This window comes from Candidatus Accumulibacter sp. ACC003, from assembly GCF_907163085.1.
Classification (GTDB): Bacteria; Pseudomonadota; Gammaproteobacteria; order Burkholderiales; family Rhodocyclaceae; genus Accumulibacter.
The window spans coordinates 181,117-202,322 of sequence record NZ_CAJQTX010000006.1 but is presented as its reverse complement, the minus strand read 5'-3'; the positions used below and the strand labels follow the sequence as shown (position 1 = coordinate 202,322).

At 62.6% G+C, this 21,206-nt stretch carries 14 protein-coding genes; all 14 read right to left on the bottom strand.

The window, feature by feature from the left end; all coding sequences use genetic code 11:
- Window positions 1-73: 73 nt before the first annotated feature.
- The 14 genes from QZ656_RS14175 to QZ656_RS14110 all read right to left on the bottom strand — a co-directional run bounded on the left by QZ656_RS14175 (window position 74) and on the right by QZ656_RS14110 (window position 21,139).
- Window positions 74-472 (bottom strand): hypothetical protein, encoded by a 399-nt coding sequence (locus QZ656_RS14175; RefSeq protein WP_291994015.1) that lies wholly within the window; start codon window positions 470-472, stop codon window positions 74-76.
- A 191-nt stretch (window positions 473-663) separates the two neighbouring features.
- Window positions 664-2,274: a TRAP transporter large permease gene (locus QZ656_RS14170; protein WP_291994014.1), complete on the bottom strand. Its 1,611-nt coding sequence runs from the start codon at window positions 2,272-2,274 to the stop codon at window positions 664-666.
- A gap of 18 nt (window positions 2,275-2,292) precedes the next feature.
- The gene (locus tag QZ656_RS14165; protein WP_291994217.1) at window positions 2,293-2,973 is read right to left on the bottom strand and encodes a TRAP transporter small permease; all 681 of its coding nucleotides are present in this window, start codon (window positions 2,971-2,973) and stop codon (window positions 2,293-2,295) included.
- 32 nt (window positions 2,974-3,005) lie between these two features.
- Entirely contained in the window at window positions 3,006-4,103 is a 1,098-nt protein-coding gene (locus QZ656_RS14160; RefSeq protein WP_291991628.1) for an ISAs1 family transposase, read from the bottom strand.
- 334 nt (window positions 4,104-4,437) lie between these two features.
- On the bottom strand, window positions 4,438-5,427 hold the full coding sequence (locus QZ656_RS14155) for a DctP family TRAP transporter solute-binding subunit (RefSeq protein ID WP_291994216.1): 990 nt from the start codon (window positions 5,425-5,427) through the stop codon (window positions 4,438-4,440).
- Between the two features lie 742 nt (window positions 5,428-6,169).
- A complete protein-coding gene (locus QZ656_RS14150; RefSeq protein WP_291994013.1) occupies window positions 6,170-8,383 on the bottom strand; it encodes a SulP family inorganic anion transporter in 2,214 nt (737 codons plus the stop codon).
- A 502-nt stretch (window positions 8,384-8,885) separates the two neighbouring features.
- The gene (locus QZ656_RS14145) at window positions 8,886-9,686 is read right to left on the bottom strand and encodes a transposase (RefSeq protein ID WP_291994012.1); all 801 of its coding nucleotides are present in this window, start codon (window positions 9,684-9,686) and stop codon (window positions 8,886-8,888) included.
- Between the two features lie 232 nt (window positions 9,687-9,918).
- Entirely contained in the window at window positions 9,919-11,406 is a 1,488-nt protein-coding gene (locus QZ656_RS14140) for an inorganic phosphate transporter (protein ID WP_291994011.1), read from the bottom strand.
- Window positions 11,407-11,427: 21 nt separating this feature from the next.
- Entirely contained in the window at window positions 11,428-12,087 is a 660-nt protein-coding gene (locus QZ656_RS14135) for a DUF47 family protein (RefSeq protein ID WP_291994010.1), read from the bottom strand.
- Window positions 12,088-12,115: 28 nt separating this feature from the next.
- Window positions 12,116-12,265, bottom strand: a complete 150-nt coding sequence (locus QZ656_RS14130; RefSeq protein ID WP_291994009.1) for a hypothetical protein — start codon at window positions 12,263-12,265, stop codon at window positions 12,116-12,118.
- Between the two features lie 399 nt (window positions 12,266-12,664).
- On the bottom strand, window positions 12,665-14,155 hold the full coding sequence (locus QZ656_RS14125) for a CHAD domain-containing protein (RefSeq protein ID WP_291994008.1): 1,491 nt from the start codon (window positions 14,153-14,155) through the stop codon (window positions 12,665-12,667).
- Between the two features lie 686 nt (window positions 14,156-14,841).
- Complete coding sequence (locus tag QZ656_RS14120) at window positions 14,842-15,810, bottom strand: sigma-54 dependent transcriptional regulator (RefSeq protein ID WP_366522167.1); 969 nt, start codon at window positions 15,808-15,810, stop codon at window positions 14,842-14,844.
- Window positions 15,807-18,872 (bottom strand): response regulator, encoded by a 3,066-nt coding sequence (locus QZ656_RS14115; protein WP_366522166.1) that lies wholly within the window; start codon window positions 18,870-18,872, stop codon window positions 15,807-15,809. Before QZ656_RS14115 ends, QZ656_RS14120 begins: the two co-directional genes overlap by 4 nt.
- A 74-nt stretch (window positions 18,873-18,946) precedes the next feature.
- Window positions 18,947-21,139 carry a thioredoxin domain-containing protein gene (locus QZ656_RS14110; protein WP_291994007.1) on the bottom strand — a complete coding sequence of 731 codons (2,193 nt, stop codon included), beginning with the start codon at window positions 21,137-21,139 and terminating at the stop codon, window positions 18,947-18,949.
- Window positions 21,140-21,206 lie beyond the last annotated feature (67 nt).

The window sequence follows — 21,206 nt, the reverse complement described above, 5'->3', positions numbered from 1 at the left end:
TTCCGGTCTACCCGCCAATCGCTGACTGAACCACGCCGACCAAAAAAGCGGGGGCTACGGGTTCACCGAATACTTACCCGACCCCGCGCACGGCGGTCAACTCGTCGACAATTTCCTGGTCGCTCATCGCCGCCCAGTGATCGACGTCGATCTGCCCCTGGTCGAAGCGCCGGGCCAGATCCTGAACGTATTCGACCTTGCGCAGCGACAAGCCGCAGGCACGCAAAGTCGCCGCGTCACGCGCCAGCACGGCGGCTGGCGTGAGCACCGGCAGCGCCTCCATAAAGCGCGCCCAGACCGCGTCGGCGGCCTTCACCGAGATCTGCTGCCCGACGATCGAACGTAGCAGCGTTACGAAGGGCTCGCCGCGCGAGACCAGGGCGCTGCCGGCAAAGCGCTCGACCAGCGTCGCCAGCACGGCATCGCCAAGCGCCAGTTCTGCGGAAGCTTGTTGCCAATAGAAAGGAGTCATGCGCCGATTGTAGCGCTCGCCACGACAGCCATGCGAAACGAGGTGGCAGGCGATCAGCGATCGCTGCCCAGCACGGCCGGGAAACAGCAGCCAGCCCAGGCAGCTTGCCGAAAAAAAAACCGCCGCCGACCTTGGTGGTGGTCGGCGGCGGCAGACAACTCGATGCAGGCGGTGCGAAACCGCCTGAATACCTACTTGATTACCAGTTCTGGTCCCATGAGGGCGTACGGCAAAGCCGTAGAAAGCCAGGGCATATAGGTAACCATGACCAGGAAGATCATCAAGACACCGACAAACGGCATCGCCGCCTTGACCACCGTCGCCAGGCTCATATTGGTAATTCCCGAGGTGACGAACAGATTCAGCCCGATCGGCGGCGTAATCATGCCGATCTCCATGTTAACCACCATGATGATGCCCAGATGGATTGGGTCGACGCCGAGTTCCATGGCGATCGGAAAGACCACCGGCGCAACGATCACCAGCAAACCCGATGGCTCCATGAACTGGCCACCGATCAGCAACAGGATGTTCACCGCAATCAGGAAGGTGAACCAGGTGAAGCCGGCTTGCAACATCCACGCGGTGATGTCCTGTGGAATTTGTTCGGCCGACAGGGTATGCGCAAACAGCATGGCGTTGGCGATGATGAACATCAACATCACCGTCGTGCGCGTCGCGTGCAGGATGGTCGCCCGTGACTCGGCGCCAACCAGCGCCGGGAAAAAGCTCTTGGCCAGCAAGACCAGGTTTCGACGCCAAACAGCCATGCCACCCATGAAGCACTTCATGACCGATCCATGCGCACCACCAACCTTGAGCAGATAGCCGACGAAGATCGCCGAGGACATCCCCAAGCCCCAATAAGCGCGGATCGTGCCGGTTGCCTCCATGCCGTCGGTGGCGAAGAAAGACAGGATCATCCAGACCATGAAGAACGATACGGCGTAGACACCGGCGTTGAAACCGACGCGAGCGGCCTGGCTATCCGTAGACGCTACCCAGGGCGTTTCCTTCAGAGGACCCATGTCGCGGTAAACAAAGAGCGCGACCAGAATCGAGTAAACGGCGGCGACAACGGCGGCTTCGGTCGGCGTAAACACGCCGCCGTAAATACCCCCCATGATGATCACCACCAGAAACAGACCCCAGCCAGCTTCCTTGGCGCCGTCCAAAATGGCGCCGAAACCCCGCCACTCTTCTTTCGGCAAGCCCTTGACCCGGGCCACCACGTAGATCGCCAGCATCAGCATCATACCGGCGACCAGACCCGGGATGACGCCGGCCAGGAACATCCGGCCAACGGAAACGTCGGTTGCTGCGGCGTAAACCACCATCACGATCGACGGAGGAATCAGGATACCGAGCGTACCCGCGTTACAGATGATGCCGGCGGCGAACTCCTTCGAATAACCCACCTGCCGCATGCCGGCGATGGCGATGGTGCCGATCGCCACGACCGTCGCTGGCGATGAACCCGACAAGGCCGCAAACATCATGCACGCCAGCACCGACGCCATCGCCAGACCACCCTGGAAATGCCCGACGGCGGCGATCGCGAAGTTGATCAGTCGCTTCGCCACGCCACCCGTTGACATGAAAGCCGAGGCCAGGATGAAGAACGGAATAGCCAGCAGAGTATAGTTCTGCCCTGCCCCGAAGAGCTGAATGGCCACCGAAGAGAGCGAGTCGTGCGAGAAGAAGGTGACAAAAAGAATCGACGACAAGCCCAGCGAGACGCCGACCGGAACACCGATAAACAGCAGCCCAAGAACCATTGCAAAAAGAAAAAGAGAGTCCATCTTTGGTTCCTTAGTCGTTTAATCTTTCAAGATGTGCTTGTTCTCTTCGACCATGTCTTCCGCTTCATGGCCACTGATGAGAAGCTTACGGCGGCCGGTCGCTATATCGACAAAAGCCTGCAAGGAGCGAAAGGACATCAGCGCCAGACCAAGTGGCAAAATAAGCAGGAGCAGCCAGCGGTGAATACGCTCCTGAATACCAAAGGTATTTTGAACAAATTCCGGGTAGTGCAACTCCTCCGAGCCAATGCCGATCTTGTACATTTTCAGCCAATATTCGATGGCCCCCCCCTTGGTATCGACTCCGAGCAGGGCAACCCACGTTGAATCGAGCAGGACCAGGCCGTAGAGCGCGCAACACGCAGCGCCGAACAGTGATAGCGCCTTGGTCATTGGCGGTGGCACCGCTTTGATGATGATGTCAACACCCAGGTGCAGGCTGGTCCGCAGGCCATAACCCATGCCCAGAATGATCAGCCAGGAAAAGGCTGTGGTATTGAATTCGAGTGCCGCCGACCAGCCGGTATTGAAGCCGTAGCGGGCGATCACCTGAAAAAAAGACACGAGCATGATCGAGGTAATTACTGCGACGAGAAGCCCCTCCTCGGCGCTGGACATCGCCTTCGGAAATTTCTTTTCCAGCGCCCAGAGGACAGCCAAGAAAATTATTATGACGCCGTGAAACCAGTAAGCTCCCATGGCAAACACCCCAGGGCCTCCGCACTCGGCTGTCATAGCGGTGTGAGGCCCAGCATCGTCATCCGGACATCGTCATCCCAAGCAGCTCCTTTGCGCTTCAAGCGTAAGCTGGCTTTAGTCTTGTCGGTCGTATCCAGACGAATCAGGTTGAGAACGATTTTCTTCAAGAGGGAGAGGTTCTGTGGGGCGTTGTCCTTGCGTACAGTGCTGGCATCTTCACGAAAGCTGACGTCGAGCACCCAGTGAAGGCGGTTTTCTACGCCCCAATGGCCTCGCACCGCGGCCGCCAGCTCTTCGGCGGTCAAGGCACGAGAACTGATGTAGTAGCGTCGCTCGAAGTTCGATTCCTTGTCGCCAACCTTGCGCAGGGAGTCGACCAGGCCGATCGTCTGGCACTTCGGCCAATCGGCCAGATCAACGAGTCCTTGCGCAGGCAAGACCGAGGCGATCTGTCCGACGATTCGACCATGGGACTTGCGGGCCTGACGGTGGCGATCAACGGCCTCGGATTGATACTGGTCGATGAACTCGGTCTCGATGGCTTCCAGCAACGTCGGCTGGTTGCCTTTGACCGCCAGCAGGTAGTCACCGCCTTGATCCGTGATCTGCCGAGCAATAGTTTTCTGGCAGCCCATGGCGTCGATGGTGACCAGCAACCCATTGATATACAGTGCCTTGAGGAGTTCCGGGATGGCGGTGATCTCATTACTCTTGCTGGCGACCTTTTCCTGGCCGAGGACAATACCCAATTCCGTAGCGAAGGCGCTGACCATGTGAATCGCGGTTTCGCCACCACTGCCGGAACCTCGCACCGTCTTGCCATCGAACGCGACGCTGCCTCGCAAGGCGCCGACCACCCCGGCCACCCAGCGGCGAAACGCGACCTCAAATTGCTTCGGGTCAAGCGCTCGGAACACCCGCAGAAACGTCTCCGTGGAGGGAACCCCGTTCTTGAGCACCAGGAATTCACGCAGCCATTTTTCTTTCCGGCGCCCCCAGTAGGCGATGTCTTCGATGGTGTCACAATCCGAGAGTACCCCTGCCATGGCAATCACCAAAATCTCCTGGAAGTCATGCAGCGTCCCGTTGCTGGGTCTGCGCGGGTCGTCCACTTCCCTCAAGCAGCACATCAGGCTCACTCCCGTCGTCACAGTCATTTCGTTCGTCCAAAAGACGAGAGTAGACCTGATTTCAACAGGGTTTACAAGTGGTTGTCATAAGCCCATGAATGTTAACGATTTTCCGCTGATCGAGTATGACAACAAGCACTATGCTATCCGAGTGCGGAGGCCCTGGCAAACACCCCCAGTCCTATTCAAAAAAAACATCAATCGACACCAGGCGCGCCTGTTGTGCCGCGCACTGCCAATAGAAAAATCGGCGACCCGGCTCAATCAATCGATGATGATCGCTTCGCCGGGTCGATAAAAAGGGCCAGCAGCTGGCCCTTTTTAATCTGGCGACTTATGAGCCAGCCGCAGCCTTGATGGTATCAGGGCCAATCTCTTTCTCGAATTGCTTCCACACCGGCGTCATGGCGTCGACCCACTTCTTGCGTTGCTCGGGTGTCAGCTTGTTGATTTTCCCGCCAGCCTTGAGAATATTTTCGCGATTGTGGGCTTCTTCCTTCTTGACGTTTTCGTTGGTTTCGTCGGACACCTCGTCAACGATCTTCAGGAACTGATCACGGACGGCGGGTTTCAGGCTGTTGAGCCAGTCGGCCGAGGTGAGCAACATATAGGCCAGCAACTGATGGTTGGTCTCCGTCGTGCTGTTCTGGACCTCGAAGAACTTTTGGGTATAGATGTTCGACCAGGTGTTCTCCTGACCATCGACAACGCCAGTCTGCAGCGCGCCATAGACTTCGGCAAAGGCCATCGGCTGCGGTGACGCACCCATCGCGGCAATCATCGCCTTGGCCACGTCGGAGGTCTGCACGCGGAACTTCATCCCCTTCGCATCGGTGGGCAGGATCAAGGGCTTGTTGGCCGAGAAGTACTTCATGCCCGACATCCAGTAACCGAGGCCGACAAAACCGACGCCTTCCATCGATTTGAGCAGCTTCTTGCCCTCGGGCGAGTGGGTGAAGCGGATCGCCTGGTCAATATCAACAAAGATGAAGGGCAGATCGAAGACGCCCAGTTTAGGGGTGTAGGAACCGAACTTGGACAGCGAGGGCGCCAGCAACTGCACATCGCCGACCAGCAGCGCCTCCAGCTCCTTGCTATCGCCGTACAGCGTGCTGTTCGGATAAACCTCGATGCACAACTTGCCCTTCATCTCCTTGTTGACCCGTTCTGCCAGGCGATTGGAACCGACCACCTTGGGATGCGTGGAGCCACCGGTCACGTGACTGAGCTTGGCGATAACTTCGCCCTTCTCACATTTTGCCGAGGCGGATGTGGCGGCAAAGGCCAGAGCCAGAGCGGTCAGGGCAACGCTGATCTTGTTCATGTGCTTCATGGAATCTCCTATCCAGAATAAATACCACATATGAATATATCGTCTTATTGGTACTACAAGGCGGCTGCCTTGTGCCGTGAAAAATAACAATTTCGCACCCAAGAGCGCAAGCAACGGCGAGCTTTTTCCCCCTTGATACGGTCGTTCGCGCTGGCAAGGCAGCAAGCGCCAAAAAAAACGCCGTACCGCGACAGCTGGCGCTGATGGCCTGCGACCTCCAGTTCGACCGAGATTCTGACCGATCGCCTGGCGACGGACCATTGTGGTTTTCCGCAGGAAAGCGGACGGCGGGGGGCCGCGCAGCGCGCATCTTCGACAGCCGCAAACAGCCGAAAAGCGCTTCTGTGTCAGCTGCCTGGCTAGCGGAGCGCAGGGGCCTCGGGGCAACAGACGGCGCCGCGTGACGACCATCTGGCAGCAATTTGGAAGCGCCAGGCAGGCGCCCTCAGGCGGCTTCTTTTCGAACACTTTTGCGGAGCTGTCATAGCCGAAGCGGGGCCCGCGCTGACGATCTGCTGGCGACCGACGGCGACCTTATATCAGCACCTTGACCGACGACCAGACGTGCCACCGGCAAGCGGATGAGGGCTTGCACGCCGACCGCCTCAAGCGCTGCAAATGACGGACGATGGCGCCGCGCAAGCGCCTGCCTTCGTCGTCGCCGCAGACCGTCCAGGCAACCACTAGCGGCGGCGGCCCGCTCGGCCAAAGCCGGACGGGGTCTCTTTGAAAACTAGTCCTGCATGGCCATCAGTTCCTTGTCCGAGTAGCGCAAGCGCAGCGCCAGCACCTTGGCAACGGCCTCGACCAGCTCGCACGCCAAGCGCTTGTGCTCCTCCCTGAGTTTCGCGAACTGGTCGCGCTGCAGGACAAAGAGCTCGGTGTCTTCAAGCGCGATGGCGTCATTGAAGCGCGACATCTCCGACAGAAACGCCATCCCCCCGAAAAAGTCGCCGCGGCCGTAGGTCAACGCGTGATGGCCCGGGAGCTCGCCAGGAGCCGGCAGCGTGATGCGCACCGCACCCTTGCGAATCAGGAACAACTCGTTACCGGGGTCACCGAAGGAGTACACCTTGCAGTTCTTGACGACCGAACGTCGCGTGAAACACGCTTCGAGGTCAACCAGGGTCTCGTCCTTGTGGTCGCTGAAGATCTCGATATCGGTAAGCTCCAGCGGCGGCACCTCGACCTCGTTCTCGGGATCCGTGTCGAGGATCAGGTCTTCAATCCACTCCAGCGCGTCGTCAAGCTGGCCAAAGACCTTGACGTGCTCGGTCATCTTGGTCAGTCCCATCTGCTCGAAGAGTTCGCCGATATTCCGACCATTGGGCAGCGTGTGCGAGACGTCGCTGAAGATCAGAAAAGCCTTGCGTTCGATCAAGGAGTCCCTGATCTGCTCGAGCAGATGTACCGCCGTGACGTCGACCGACTGGACGCGGCGCATGTCGAGAACGAGGTACTTGCGCGTGCTGATTTCCCGTTCGAGTGCTTGATACAACTGATCTTTGGTGCCGAAGAACAAGCTACCCTGCAATTCCAGGATCGCCGTCTGTCCCCCCTCTTTTTCGAGTACTTCCATGTCCTGCTGCAAGCGTACCCGGTTTGAAAAACGGTTGCTGCCGTCGAGCTTGCGCCGGATCACGGTACTGCCCAGTTGTTCGCGGATGAACAGGAACATGGCCAGGACAATGCCGACTCCCGACGCGGCGATCAGGCTGTAGGTGAGTGCCACGGCCACCACCGTGGCGACGACGAAGAAGTCGAAGCGCGTCCATGGCGACTCCAGCAGATGCAGACTATGCCGGTCGATCATCCGAATGCCGACGATGATCAGGATCCCCGCCAGAGAAGCGACCGGAATCCAGGCGATGAACGTTCCCAGCGCGAGAAAGGTGATCAGCGACAACACGCCTTCGATGACCCCGGAAACACGCGTCTGGCCGCCGCTGGTCAGGTTGACCAGCGTCGCGCCCATCTGTCCGGCTCCCGGCATGCCACCGACGCACGCTGAAGCGATGTTTCCGGAACCTTGCGCGATCAATTCGCGGTTCGAATCGTGCCGGCTGCGCGTCAAGGTATCGAGAACGACACAGGTCTTCAGCGTGTCGATCGACAGCAGCACGCCCAGCGTCAGCGCCGTTCCGAGCAAGGCGCCGATCTGGCTGAGCTTGAGCTCGCCGATTTCCTGCCAGCGACCGGTGATCGCCTGCAGCAGGCTCGAAGCCGTGCCACCAAGCGGGCCAATGATCAGCCGGTTACCCTCCATCACCAGCAAGGAGTCATCGACGGTATAGGCGATCGCGAAATAGGTGATCACGCCGCCCAGCAAAGCGAGAATCGCCGCCGGTACCAGCCGCGTGACGCGCTGCGCGCCGAGCATCACGACGATCGTCACGATGCCGATCAGCGCACTCTGCCATTGCCACAGATCGGGCGCGGCCAACACCCGCCACCACGACAGGCCGTCCATCACGCCCATGAATTTCGGGATCTGACTGCCGATGATGATCAGCCCAACGCCGCTGAGGTAACCGCTGACGACCGGGAAGGGGATGTACTTGATCAGGCCGCCGACGCCCAGGAAGCCCAGGAGCAGCTGCACGATCCCGCAGACCAGGCCGAGGGCGGTCAACATCAGGACAATGAATGCCGCCGGCACTCCGTGCTGCACGAGTTCGATGGCAAAGGCCGAGCACACTGCCGCCGCTGGCGCACACGGCGCGGTGATCAGCCGATTGGTGCCACCGAGAGTCGGTGCAACCAGGCCCAGCGCGGTTGTCCCGAGAATCCCGGCGAGTGCACCGAGGCCCGCGTACTCGGGACCAATCGCGGCGTAGATGGTGACGCCGAAGGCGATTGCCGAGGGCAGCGCGACGAGCATCGACGCCAGACCGCCCCAGAAATCGCCGATCAGCTTGTCGTTCTTGATATTCAATGTCAGATCCACGGCCACAGACCTCCCGTCCGGCAAGTAAAAAATGGCCGTGCTGCAGATCAATGATCCGCGGCACGGCCAGGAAGACGCAGTCTAAGGCAATTGCCTCAGCGGCGTCGGGTGCTCGTACACACTGTCGGTCGTCAGCGCCCGGCCAATGTAGCCGGAGGCCTTACTTCCGAAAGAAGAAACTTGAGCGCAGCGGCTTACCCTGGACAAGGGCCGGCTTTCGACAATTAGCGACAATCGCTGCGCCTGCAACGTGTTGACCAAGCCGGGCGGCTACCCCCGGAGATCCCACTCTACGACTTCTGCGCATCGTCCGCGACGCCGCCGAATTCTCCGACCCGTCGCGCGACGCGCAATTGTACTGCCCGTTCTAGTGCATCGCTCTTGAAGATCTGTTTGCGCATTCTCATCGATCGCCGCTCGTCCTGGCGCGCGGCCAGCTGGCGTCGGTCAGTCGCTCAATCATGTCGGGGAAACACTTCGCCTGGATCATCGCTGGCAGGCATCACCATTGCCATACGGAACGTGCTCGTGGCCGCCGCGCGGGTGCGCCGCGCGACGCCAGGGCCCTGGCCAGCATTTCCGCCAGCTCACGCAAGGACGCGCCAGGCTGGGCGTTGGTCATGCAGAAACTGAGCGTCTGGCCGTCCATATCTCGGCGCAGCAGCAGCTGCCAGTAGTCAGCCGACGCCGACTTGCCATCCCAGACCCATACCCGCTGTGTCAGGTAGTCGGCCCGCCGCTTGCGTTTGCCGCCATCGCTGATCGACAGTCGGCACCATTGCCCTGACGGGCAAGCCGACATCCAGGCGATCGCCGACGTGGCTGTGGGTCGGCTACGCAACCTGAGCGACGCTCGAACCAGCGTCGAGCGGCCAGCCGCTTCCTCGGCCACTTGCGGCAGCGGGTCGTCGAGATAGATGGCGTGATCGGCATGCATCTCGGCGACGAAGGTTGCCCCCGCGCCGTCGAGTTCCTGGAGGAGCAGATGCCCGTAGCCACCATCGCACGCTACAAAAGCGAACGGCAAGCCGTCGTGCCGCGAGCGCCGCAGCAACGCCAGCGCGAGCTCGCGCTGCCGAGAGATCGCTGCAGGTGCCTCCCGAGCAACCCCGGCAAGGTCACCGCGCTCACTCTCCTCGGCGCCACCAGGCCACTGCCAAACGACCGCAGTGGACGGCTCAGTCGTTCTGGCAATACCCCGGTCGTCAAGGGACAGCTCGCCTGCGTAGCTCAAATGGCAATTGGCAAGCGCGACTGCTGGCCGCGGCAGCGCCTGCTGACCCCGCTCGGCTTCGCTCAGCATGCAACGCCACTTTCGCCAAACGCTAGCCGCCGAGCGATTGCCGCCAGGCACGCCGGCAGGCGGCTGGCGGACACGCCCTTGGCGGTCCGCCAAAGCCGACAGCCGCTGGCAGGAGCAGCGGCGCGGGGCGAGCCCCACGCCTGCCTTGTTACGGCCAGCCGCTCACCCCGCCCGGGCATCCGAGCCGACGCCAGCCGACGCCCATTGCCGCTTCGCGTGGCGACGACTTGCTTCATTTCATCTTGGCGACGTAGGCGTCCATCACCAGATCGAGGTCTTTCTGGATCTCCTTGTTGTACGGCTTGTTGAGGGCAGTCTTGGCCTTCAGTTTCCAGTCGGGCGAGGCGTCGGCAAGCGCCTGAATCAGTTCCCAACGGTAAGTGAAGGTCCTGCCACTCAGCGTACGCAAGGCCGCCAGGCGCTCGGCTTGGATCACATTCAGTTTTTCCAGAGCCTTGAATTGGGCTGGATCGACCGTGATTTTCTCCACCAGAGAGTCGTCGACGAGCTTCAGCACGGACTTCGAATCAAGGTCCGGCAGCGCCTTGTCGATGGCGCTCTTGAGCTTGCCCGAGGTGGGAAAGCTCTCGCCAATTACCGCGGAAAGCGCCTTGGCGTCGCCGACATCGCCACGGTGCGCCAGCACCTGTTCCGAGAGACGGTATTCGGAAGGGTTGTACACCGTCTGCCCGAAGACGTTTTGCAGAAAGAACAGGAAGACATAGCACACCAGCGCCGCCACCAGAGGCGTCTGAACCCAGGCCACGACAATGCGCCCGACGACGCTCCACTTGATGTTCCGAGCGTTCTTGATCAAGCCGATGCCGATCACCCCGCCGACTACCGCCTGCGAGCTCGATACAGGTACCAGAGGGATCGTCGGTAGGCCTATCGAAGCCAGCGCGTACTCCAGGCCTTCCGAGGCGAAGAGGAACAGCACCAGCGAGGTGGCGATGATCACCACGAAGGCACCGACCGGTGTCAGCGGAGCGATCGACGTTCCGACGGTCAACATCACTCTTTTGGCATAGCTGAAGACACCGACGGCAATCGCCAGGCCACCGAGCAGGAACAACTGCTGCAGACCGGAGAACTCGAACACGCCGGCATGGAAGTCCTTGAACGGATTGGCTCCGATGAACACTCCCATGACGTTGGCGATGTTGTTGGCGCCCAGAGAGTAGGAGCCCAGGGCGCCGGCAATGACCAGACCGACGCGGGTCAAGGCATCCAGGCGAATGATGTGAATCTTCGATTTCTCAAGCAGCTTCATCACCCCCTTGTAGATGAAGTAACTGAAGAAGCCGGTGAGCAGCGGACTCGCGATCCAGGTGGCACAAATGGTCTTGAAGACGCTGTAGTCGGTGACCGAACCGGTGAACAGGTTCCAGCCCATGATCGCTCCGACGACGGCCTGCGTAGTAGACACCGGCAGACCGACGATGGTCATCCAGGCAACCACGGCGGCGGCCGAAAAGGCGACCATGAAAGCGCCGCCGAGCGCGTTGATCGAGCCGAGCTTGGAGAGGGTGTGAGCCGCGCCGGCGCCACTGACTATCGCCCCGAGAATCACGCCCAGCGTCAGAATGATCGCCGCCGTCCGGAATTTGACCATTCGCGAGGCGACGGCCGTACCGAAGACGTTGGCGGCGTCGTTGGCCCCCAGCGACCACCCCAGGAACAAGCCGCTGGACAGGTAGAGGAATATCGTAGGATCCATAGTTCGGGTTTCTCCCTGGCCTTAGTCCAAACGCTTGATGGTGTAGATCGCCAGCCAGTCGGCGACGTCCTCGGATTCGTCCGCGATATGGTCGATCGCGTCAATGAAGCGGCGCAGGTGCAACTTCTCGACCAGCGGCAGCGAAGAAGCGAAGACGGCACGCTTGAGCTTGTCCGACTGACGGTCGGCCTCCTTCTCGTAGAACATCACCTTGTGCAGGTGATCGCGGACCGACTGAATGTCGCGCAAGAAGGCGCGCGAGGCGAGCACGGCGCTCTCGACGGCCGACGACACGTTTTGCGCCAGTAGCCTGAGGTCGGCGTGCAATTCCTGGGGAAAAGCGGGCCGTTCGATGTCGAACGACACCATCGTCTCTTCCATGACATTGAGCAGGCAGTCGAGGTCTTCCAGCAAACTCAATACGTCGCCACGAAAATCGGGGATCAGCGCCAGGGTATAGAGTTCGTGTTCGACCTGGCGACGCAAGTCGTCGCCTTTGTGCTCCAGTTCATTGAGTTGATGCAGCTTGGCCGCCAGGTCGCCATTTCCCCCCGAGTCCACGTACGTCCCGACAGCGGCGCAAAACGCCATGCCGCCTTGGGAAAGGGTGTCCAGAAATGAATCAAAGTGCATTTCCACTTCCTTGGTGGTGTGGAATAAACGCAGCTTGCTTTTGTCCATCTGACTCTCCTTGTAGGCGGTGGAATGCTCATGTAATTAATAGTGCCGCCACAGCCGCCTTCTTCGCGCCATTCTCGTTGATGACGTCACCGACATCGGCATTGCCGGCAAACGAAGAATCGCTTGCCGCCTGATTGCCTCGACGCCGTTCCTGCCGGTGGAGCTTCGGGCCGCTCAAGCGAAACGGCTATCCTGACTTTTCCCTTGCCGGTGGTCAGCTGCAGAACGACTGGCAAGGCCTCTGGCCGGGCCCGATCAAGCGTGGCAAACGGTTTCGCCCAAGGGGGTAAAGCAGATATCGTGCCATCGATCGATGTTTCGGCAGTTCTTGCTCCAGATCAGTCACATGGCCGCAAGATTCCGGGTCGGCCGAGACCTCTGCAGGGGTGTAACACAACGAAGCGCCGCCGCCAGAATAAGCCGGCCACTTATATAAATAAGTCATTGAATACAGGGCCATGAGCCAGCATCAGCGGCATTCGCCAAAAACACGAAGCGTTACACCCTGGCGCCAGCGCGCCGCAACGCACGCCACAAGCACCGCCCAGCAACTCGCTGCCTGGCAGCCAGGCACTCTTCATTGTTGACTCCGCCACGGCGCCGGGTAGCGGCGAAAGTCATTCAGCCAACCGCGAAGCTCCGGCAGCAAGGCTTCGCCCTGCGCCTTCAGCCAACTCCGGATGGCGCTACCCGGCTCGCCGGGGAGTACCTCTTCGCTGAGTTGAGCGGCAACCGCCAGGTCGTTCAGCCGCCCGAGGACGTCCTGCAGACCACTGACCGAGAGGTGGTAGTTGCGTAGCAATTCACCCGGGAAGAGTGCGGCAAAGAACTCCAGCGCGTAGCGCAGCCGCTTGTAGGCAATCCGCAATCGATGGCGCGCCGCGGCGGCGCCAAGCAGCGCCTCGCCAGCCAGCTGGCTGACCTGCTTCGCCGCCTTGTCCAGGCAAGTGAGCGCGAAAGCGTCCAGCCGCCGCTCGTCGGTTTCGCCAAGCGCCAGCACGCCGGCCGTGAACTCGAGCAGCAAGCGCGAGTAGTCGTCGGACTGCAGCGCGCTCCGCGCCGCCTCGCGATTGAGTGCGCAGCGCCGTTGGGCGTAGTTCGACAGACGGCCGTTTTCGCCGCCAGCCGGCAGCGCCAGGGCGATCCTCGGCAAGGTCTCGACCCGGAATACATCCCAGTTACGCGCCTCTCCGAGCTGCTCGTCGAGCGCCTGCCACTGCGCATCGAAACGGTTCACGAACGCCACCGGCAGCAGCGGCCGCCAGATGCGCAGCGCCGCCCGCAGACGGTGTATCGCGATGCGCGCCTGATGGATGAACTCGGGGTCGTCGCTCTCGCGAACACCCTGCTCATTGCCCTGCAACTGACCCAGACACGCCAGCGCAATGCGGCGAAATGCGCTGCTGGCGCTCATCTCGGCGTCGGTACGGACGGCAATCGCCTTGACCGCTGGCGGCACCTCCTCGGCCAGCAAGCGGTAGCCGCGTTGCTGTTTGCCAAGCGCTAGCGGGTGCAAGGAGAAGTCGCGCTGCAAGACGCTGGCGGCGGCGAACAGATCGCCTGCAGACCCCGCAAGAACTTCGAGCCGCAGCTCGCAAATCGCCTGCTGCCGGCCGCCGCCAAGGATCCGGCCACGGTCGAGCGCCAGTTCGATACGCACCCCGGGGCGTGGCTCCAGCAAGCACGCGCTACGGGTGAAGCGGCAGGTGAACGCCGCTTGCAAGTCGTCACGCAATGCTTCCAGCCACTCGCGCAAGGCGCTATCGCTGACGTCCGAAAAGTCGAAGTCGCCGGGCTCGCCGGCGACTTGCCAGCGGGCGCCTGGCGAATCCTCGTTTGCGCTCAATTCTCCGCTGCTGATGCTCACCCAGCCCTGTCCGCTGGCGCCATCGTGGCGCTGGCGCACCACAAGCTGCGCACGCTGCAGGCGCAGATCCGCCGTGTCGAAACAGGTATCGATGATGACGCGCTCGCGAATGGCGCCGGCCTCGCTCAACAGCGGATGCTTGAGCAGTCGACCGGCCGCCCCAGGCGTCAGGGAAAGAGCGAGTTCGCGTCCGATATCCATCTGACGAGCTCCCGGGAGTTAAAGTACACCATCTGGAAACATGGCGAAGAAGTCTGCAGGTGCGACACGACGACCAGGGGCAGCACGAGAAACCCGGCGAGCGAGCTCCGCAAACCAGGCGATGCGCGGCTGTAAGCGCCGGCAGACGAGCTGGCGGCGACGGTCCCCGGGCTCCCAGACGAACGATGCTCAGCAGAGCTTGACGACGATGGCGTGGCAGCCGTTAATGACTTCATCGAGATCAATGATCGCTTGGGGCACGATCCAGCGCGTGCATGAGGGTACAGCGATGCTAGCGGCCAGCATGATTGGTCTTTACCGATCAAGAGCGAGCCGACGGGCGCCGACCTGCTTGACTTAAGCATTGTTCGTGCCAGCGCCGTGCAGCGTCCGGAAAAACGCGAAATGGCGCACCTCGGCGGCGCTCACGCCCGCTGCGCCGCACGCACCACGGGGTGCAACAAAACAGCATCGCCGACTACCTCACCGTCATCACAAATGCCCTGCAAAGCGCCTGCAAAGGCGATCGAAAGTGCTCGATTGCCGTGCCTGTCATTAACGAAACGCGACACCGGGGGCAGAGCTCCCCGGGGCCGTGCTCAGCTGCCAGGGGCGGACGGCAAACAAGGGCCTCGGCGGCGGGCGCGGCGAAGCACAGCCGTGGCCACGACGACGGCGTCGCCGGTTCAGGAGGATTCTTGCGTCACTCGCCGCGCCAGGCGTCTGTTGAGCGCCGGACGCGAGAGTCCGAGCAGCGTCGCGGCAACGCCCTGATTGCCCTTGGCCCGCCGCAGTGCCTCCTTGACCATCGCCTCCTCGACCTCGTCAAGCGTCGGGAAGCGCGCCGGGATGACGACCGGCAGCCCGTCGGTCGGCTCGGCGAGCGGGTAGTCGGCATTGGCTTTCTGCTGCTTCTGAATGGCCTGCCGGAAGCTGTCCATGGCCAGCACCGAACCGCCGCGATGCAGCGCCATGGCGTTGAAGACCATCGCCCGCAGCTCGCGGACGTTGCCCGGAAAATGGTAGTTGGCGAGCAGCGTCAACAGTTCGTTCGACGGCTCGGGGGCAGACTTGTTAATCGCCGCAGCGGCCTCGTCGAGAAAGTGCTGCAGCAGTAGCGGGATGTCCTCCTTGTGCTCGCGCAGTGGCGGCACCTCGACCTGATGCACCGACAAACGAAAGAACAGGTCGGAACGAAACTGGTTCTGACGCATCATCTGCGCCAGTTTGCAGTTGGTCGCACAGACGACGCGGGCGTCGCTCGGCCGCGCCACGTCGGATCCCAGCGGGAAGTACATGTGTTCCTGCAGCAAACGCAGCAGCTTGACCTGCGAGGCCATCGACAGGTCGCCGATCTCGTCGAGGAACAGCGTGCCGCCGCCCGCCTGCGCGATCAAGCCGGGGCGATTCTGGTCGGCACCGGTAAAAGCCCCCTTGCGATGGCCGAACAGGGTGTCCGAAAACAGCGTGTCGTCGAGGCCGGCAACATTGACCTGGACGAATTGCCCACTCAGACCGCTGAGCTTGTGCAGGGCATGCGCGAACATCTCCTTGCCGGCACCGGTCTCGCCCGAGATCAGCACCGGCTCGGCCGAAACGGCCACCGCCTCGAGGTACTGAAAGAGAGCCCGCATCTTGCGGCTGTTGGTGATCATGCCGGCAAAGGCCTCGCCGTGTTGCAGGACAACCGAAGAAGATAGTGTTTGAGAACGCCCATCTGCCGGCGCAACGATTGCACCTCGAGCGCGTGCCGGACGCTCGCCAGCAGGCGGCTTTCCTCGACCGGCTTGACGAGGTAGTCGAAGGCGCCTTCTTTCATGCTCAGCACCGCGGTCTCGACGTCCTGCGCGGCGGTCATGACGATCACCGGCAGCTCCGGATAGAGCTGCACGATCTCCGGCAACAACTCCTCGCCGGTGCGATGCGGCATGAAGAGATCGAGCAACAGCACGCTGGCCGGCTGCCGCTCGAGCGCCGGCAGCAGCTCGCGACTGTCGTTGAACATCTGGACGTTGGCCACCCCGGCGCTCTGCAGCAGCGCCGCGGTGGCATGCAGGACCGACTCGTCGTCATCAACCAGCAGCACCGCAGGGCGACCAGGGATTGCTCTTTCATTCCACTCCTCCGTGCTGATCGGCAGGTCGATGCTGACCGTCGTGCCGAATTTCTTGTTCGACGCGAAGCGCAGGACGCCGCCGTGTTTTTCGACGATCGACGACGAGATCGACAGGCCCAGCCCGGTGCCACCGCTGTCTGCCTTGGTGGTGAAGAAGGGCTCGCCGATCTGCGCCAGGACATCCTCGCTGATCCCCTGGCCGCGATCCTTGACGCGCACGACGATGCGGCTGTTGGCGCTGTCGAGGCGGACGGAAACCTTGACCGAGCGGCTCCGGTCGGGCAGAGACTCGAGGGCGTTGATGATCACGTTGATGAATACCTGCTCGAGCTGCTGGACGTTCCCGCGCACCGCCGGCAGGGCCTCCGGCAGCTCCAGCGTCAGGACGTCGGTGTGCTTGCGAATACGGGCGTCGAGCAGCGCCACGACGGCGCTGAGGATCCTCCCGACGTCGGCCAGTTCATCCATATGGCCACCATCCTGTTTGCCCAGATGCTTCAGATTGGCGATGATCGTCTGGATACGCTTGGCATTCTCGCCGATGTCGCGCATGCCGCGGGCAATCGTTTCGCGCGCTTGCGCCGCGTTCAAGCCGGCCAGCAGGAAATCGCCCTGCTCGTCCTCATACTCCTTGAGGATCGGCAGGGCGTCGTGCCAGATGCGGCCCAGCAAGGCGGCATTGGCCATGATGGCATGATTCGGGTTGCTGATTTCGTGCGCAATGCCCGCCGACAGCACGCCGAGCGACGCCAGCCGCGCGCTGCGAATCGCCTGCCGTTGCAGCTGCCGGTTCTCGGTGATGTCGGTGATCACCACCATCGCCGCGATCACCACGTTTGCCGCATTCGCCGAACTGATCGGCACCATCCGGACTTCCCACCAGGTGGCGTCGCTGGCGGCGTACTGGCAATGCTCGATCTGGCCGCTGGCGAATACCCGCCACAGTTTTTCAAGGTAAGCCTGGCGAACGTCGGGCGGCAGAATCAGCTCCGATCGCGTCTCGCCGGCACCGCCCAGCGGGTACGACAAGGCGCGGTTGGTAAACAGGATTTTGGCCTGACGATCGACCGTAAAAATAAGGTCCGGGGAGTTCTTGAACAGCGTCCGCAATTTCGCTTCCGAGTCGCGCAGCGCGTCCTCGGCCACCTTGTGCTCGGTAATGTCCTCGCAAAAACCGACGATGCGGCTCAGCTCGCCACCCGCTTCGCGCACCGGAAAGCCGCAGACGCGCAACCACCGGCTATCGTTGTCGGCGCGCGGACCAGCGACCACCGGCAGCACCACCGTGAAACGGCCACCGTCGCTCTGCAGCTGAGCGATCGCGGCGCTCAGGGTATGCCGGTCGTCGGGCGCGAAGACCTCGAGCAGCAGCGACGGCGAGCTGCTGTCGAGCGGCGCCTGTGCACTGGCCATCCGGCGGAATGCCGGGCCGATATACTCCAGCCGCGTAGCGTCGGCGTTGGTCGCCCAGAAAACGACGTCGACCGTTTCGGCCAGCTGCCGAAACAATTCTTCGCGCTCGCGGATGGTCTGCGCCAGGCGGATTCGATAATCCAGTTCGCGGCGGCTGTGCACCAGGTAGAAAACGAGCAGCGCCGTAAACACGAAGCCACCGGCCATTACCAACCAATGCGCCTCGTTGAATGCCTCGGCGCTGCGAAAGGTATGCGTCGCCACACAGGTGACCGACCAGCTTCGGTCGCCGACGTCAATCGTCGCCACCATCCGTGGCTGATCCTGGTCGTGCTCGGGGAGCAGTCCGGCCGCGGTGGCGACGCTGCCGGGCTCCAGCCGACTGGCGTAAAAGTGCACGAACTCGGCTTCGCCAGCGGCCGAATCGTCACGCACCAGGACCTCGACACCGCGCGGCTCAAGCAGGCTGATCGCGACATGCACCAGTTCCTCGACGTTGTAGACGCCGACCACGAAACCGAGCGGCTTGCCAGAACTGGCCGGCGTCGGGCGGGCGGCGCCGGCGCGCGCCCTGGCCGGCGCGTAGACCGGCAACACGGCATAGATTACCGACAAGTTTTCCTGACCCGGCCGCGCCAGCGCCAGGCGCCCGCTGACGGCAATCTTGCCGCTCTCGGTGGCGCGCGCGAAGAGCATCGCCAATTCGCTGCTGGCGTTCAGGTCGACGCCTTGCGCTGGCCCGAAGCCGCCGCGCGACGCGGCCAGGAGGACTGGCAAATGCGCTGGCAAATGCACTGGCAAATGCGCTGACCCCTGCGCAGCCCCCCGCGCCAGCGGTGGGCTGCCGGCGGCCAGCTCCGATGGCGCTTGCAGCGGCGCCCAGAGCAGGCTCTCGATGTACGGCCGACGCTGCAGGATCGAGTCGGTAAAGACGTTGAATTCGGTATCGTCGATTCCCTGCGCGGCGTAGAACAGGCCGCGAATCTCGAGCAGCGCGTCCAGCCCCTGCCCGACAACAGCGCGCAGCGACTCGACGCGGTCACTGGCCGCCCACTGGAATTCCTTGAGGTGGCTGCTCTGCAGCTCCTCGCGCACGTTCCACGACGACAGGCAGGTCAGCAGCAGGCCGCCGATTGCCACCGCGTAGGCGGCGGCATATTTTCGCAGGTTGTCGAACATGGGCAACATCGCAGTATTAAAGGGCGGCGCGGGCGCAAGCACCCGCATCGTGGTGGAGCGCCGCGGCGCGTCGGGCGTCGTCGTCAGGAAGCGGCGGCGCGCAGCTGCGCGGCCAGCGCGACTGCGTCGCTGACCGGCAACTGGCAAGCACCGTGACGGCAAACGTAGGCCGTCGGTCGCCCGGCCAGCACCACCTTGTCGCGGACAAACGGCAGTTTCCTGGCGAGCTCCGCGAGCGCCGACTGCGAACCCGCGGCGAGCGCCCGCGACGGCAGATAGCTGCGGCGCAGCGCCGCCAGCAGCGCTGCCGCCGCCGAGCCGTCGGGCCAGACGATGACCACTTCGCACGGCGTGCCAGCGAGGAAATCGAGCGCCAGCAGCGCCTCGCTCATCGCCAGCGGCCGCTCGCCGAGCACCCGGGCGTGCGCGGCAAAGCCGCGCTCGGCGATTTGCCGCCAGCGCGGGTCGTCGGTATAAAGGCCCAGGCGAAGCGCGTTCATCAGCGCCACCGACGTCCCCGACGGTTCGGCACCGTCATAAGCCGGTTTCTCACGAGCGATCAGCGTCTCGTGCTGCTGCCCGGCCATGAACCAGGCGCCGCTCGGGTCGGCAAACAAACGCTCGCTGGCCTCGCCAAGAGCCAGCGCTTCGTCGAGCCAGCGGCCGTCGAAACTCGCCTCGTAGAGATCGATCAGGCCGGCTGTCAGGAAGGCGTGATCGTCGAGAAACGCCGCCTGCCGCGCCTGCCCGTCCTTGAAGCTGCGCTGCAGCTCGCCGTCGGCCGCGCGCAAGTGCGAGAGGACGAAGTCGGCCGCGCGCGCGGCGGCAGCGACGTAGCGCGGCTCGTCGAGAATCGCTCCGGCGACCGCCAGTGCCGAAATCATCAGGCCGTTCCAGGCGGTGAGAATCTTGTCGTCGCGTAGCGGCGGTACGCGCCGGGCGCGCACCGCGTAGAGCCTGGCGCGCGCGCCAGCCAGACGCGCCCACACGCCTTCGTCGGGTCGCGGTACGTTGAGGATCGTCCGCCCCTCCCAGTTGCCGCCGGCGCGCACGTCGTAGTGCTCGAGGAACAGTCGCGTCGTCTCGCCATCGTCGACACCAGCCAGCTCGCGGCGAAGCTCGTCTTCGGTCCACACAAAGAAGCGCCCTTCGTCGCCTTCCGAATCGGCGTCGGTGGCCGAGTAGAAAGCGCCGCCGGCGTCGCACATCTCGCGCAGGACGTAGTCGCAGGTTTCGCGCGCGACGCGGGCAAAATCGGCGCGGCCGCTGACCTGAAAGGCCTCACTGTAGGCGACGACCAGCAAGGCGTTGTCGTAGAGCATCTTCTCGAAATGCGGCAGCAGCCATTGCCCGTCGGTCGAGTAGCGATGGAAGCCGCCGGCGAGCTGATCGTAGAGACCACCGGCGGCCATTTTCTCCAGCGTCAAACACGCCATCTGCAGCACCTCGGTGTCGCCGCTGCGCTGGTAATGCCGCAAAAGCAGGCGCACCGGAACGTGCGACGGAAACTTCGGTGCCCGCTGCAAACCGCCGTGCACGTGGTCGAACGAGCGCTTGTAGTGGTCGACGGCGGCGTCGATCAAGGTACGTGCCGGCAGATCAAGCGGCGCGGCCGCCTCGCCCTGGCCGCCCTCGATGTCCTGGCGAATGGCCTGCAGCAGCGCCTCGCTGGCCTTGCCAATCTGCTCGGGGTCACGATGAAAGGTCTCGGACAAGGCGCCGAGCAGCGACAGAAAACCGCGCCGGGAACCGCGGATGCCATCGCGCGGCGGGAAATACGTGCCACCGTAGAAAGGTTCGCGCGCGGCGGTCAGCCAGACACTCATCGGCCAGCCACCGCCACCCGTCAGTTGTTGGACGGCGCTCATATAGACCGCGTCAAGGTCGGGGCGCTCCTCGCGGTCGACCTTGATCGCCACGTAGTGCCTATTGAGGAAGGTGGCAATCTCCTGATCCTCGAAGGACTCTTCCTCCATCACGTGGCACCAGTGACACGTCGAATAGCCGATCGACAGGAACACCGGCCGCCCGAGGCGCCGCGCTTCGGCGAAGGCCTCGTCGCCCCAGGGAAACCAGTTGACCGGATTGTGCGCGTGCTGCAGCAGGTAGGGGCTCGTTTCCAGCGCCAGGCGATTGCTGAAAAGCGGCCGTCCGTGCGCGTCGAGGTGATGCGTGCGCGCGACGTAAGCCGCACCACGCCGGCTAATGGCGGCGTCAATCCGGGTCTTCAGGTCGGCAGGAAAGCGCTCTGCTCCAGGCGGTGTGCGGTCGCTCATTTTCTACTCCAGGTGTCGTGCCAGGCAGCGGCCAGCGGGCGCCCGCTGCCGCTTGGCAATCGCGCAG

Bases quoted from the DNA above. Each gene is read 5' to 3' on its own strand.
- QZ656_RS14120 (WP_366522167.1), bottom strand. From the start codon at position 15,810: ATGATCACCAACAGCCGCAAGATGCGGGCTCTCTTTCAGTACCTCGAG.
- QZ656_RS14160 (WP_291991628.1), bottom strand. From the start codon at position 4,103: ATGTGCTGCTTGAGGGAAGTGGACGACCCGCGCAGACCCAGCAACGGG.
- QZ656_RS14170 (WP_291994014.1), bottom strand. From the start codon at position 2,274: ATGGACTCTCTTTTTCTTTTTGCAATGGTTCTTGGGCTGCTGTTTATC.
- QZ656_RS14155 (WP_291994216.1), bottom strand. From the start codon at position 5,427: ATGAACAAGATCAGCGTTGCCCTGACCGCTCTGGCTCTGGCCTTTGCC.
- QZ656_RS14140 (WP_291994011.1), bottom strand. From the start codon at position 11,406: ATGGATCCTACGATATTCCTCTACCTGTCCAGCGGCTTGTTCCTGGGG.
- QZ656_RS14145 (WP_291994012.1), bottom strand. From the start codon at position 9,686: ATGCTGAGCGAAGCCGAGCGGGGTCAGCAGGCGCTGCCGCGGCCAGCA.
- QZ656_RS14175 (WP_291994015.1), bottom strand. From the start codon at position 472: ATGACTCCTTTCTATTGGCAACAAGCTTCCGCAGAACTGGCGCTTGGC.
- QZ656_RS14125 (WP_291994008.1), bottom strand. From the start codon at position 14,155: ATGGATATCGGACGCGAACTCGCTCTTTCCCTGACGCCTGGGGCGGCC.
- QZ656_RS14165 (WP_291994217.1), bottom strand. From the start codon at position 2,973: ATGGGAGCTTACTGGTTTCACGGCGTCATAATAATTTTCTTGGCTGTC.
- QZ656_RS14135 (WP_291994010.1), bottom strand. From the start codon at position 12,087: ATGGACAAAAGCAAGCTGCGTTTATTCCACACCACCAAGGAAGTGGAA.
- QZ656_RS14115 (WP_366522166.1), bottom strand. From the start codon at position 18,872: ATGTTGCCCATGTTCGACAACCTGCGAAAATATGCCGCCGCCTACGCG.
- QZ656_RS14110 (WP_291994007.1), bottom strand. From the start codon at position 21,139: ATGAGCGACCGCACACCGCCTGGAGCAGAGCGCTTTCCTGCCGACCTG.